The organism is Streptomyces sp. KR55, from assembly GCF_052245645.1.
Classification (GTDB): Bacteria; Actinomycetota; Actinomycetes; order Streptomycetales; family Streptomycetaceae; genus Streptomyces; species Streptomyces flavusporus.
This window is the reverse complement of the sequence record NZ_JBQQCE010000990.1, coordinates 1-751: the sequence shown is the minus strand read 5'-3', so window position 1 is coordinate 751 and position 751 is coordinate 1. Positions and strand designations below refer to the sequence as shown.

The window sequence follows — 751 nt, the reverse complement described above, 5'->3', positions numbered from 1 at the left end:
CCTCGGTCAGCAGGTCCGGCAGTTCGTCCTCGCCGGCCTCGGTCACCGGCAGCGGTACGTCCGGGGCGGCGAGCACCACCTGGCGGGGCTCGCCGTCGGCGTCGGCGAAGACCGTGCGCAGCGACTCGTGGCGGGCCACCACGTCACCCAGCGCGGCCTGGAGCGCCGCACGGTCGAGCCGGCCCGTCAGCCGCAGCGCGAGCGGCATGTTGTAGGCCGCCCCGACTCCCTCCATGCGGTTCAGGAACCACAGTCGCTGCTGGGCGAAGGACAGGGGCACGGCCTCCGGCCGCGCGGCCCGGCGCAGCACGGGGCGAGCGGGCCCGTCGGCGGTGAGCACGGCGGCGAGTTCCGCCACGGTCGAGGACCGGAAGAGCGTGCCCAGGGGGACCTCCGCGCCGAGTTCGGCGCGGATGCGCACCACGAGACGGGTCGCCAGCAGCGAATGGCCGCCGAGGACGAAGAAGTCGTCGTCGATGCCGACCTGCTCGACGCCGAGAACCTCGGCGAAGAGCCGGCACAGGGTCTCCTCCCGCGGCGAGCGCGGCGCCCGCCCCGACACCAGCGCTCCGAAGTCCGGCGCCGGCAGGGCGCGTTGGTCCAGTTTGCCGTTCGGGGTGAGCGGCAGTGACGGCATCGTCACCACGGCCGACGGCACCATGTACGAGGGCAGGGACTCGGCGGCGTACGACCGCAGTTCGTCGGGTTCCGCGGCGGGCTCTCGCGGCACCAGGTAGGCGACGAGCCGCTT

Annotated in this window: 1 protein-coding gene; it reads right to left on the bottom strand. The window is 74.3% G+C overall.

The genetic code is table 11. The annotated features are described in order from the left end of the window. Positions 1-751, bottom strand: a 751-nt coding sequence (locus tag ACTWQJ_RS51965; RefSeq protein ID WP_443313293.1) for a condensation domain-containing protein, incomplete at both ends; no start/stop codon positions are given.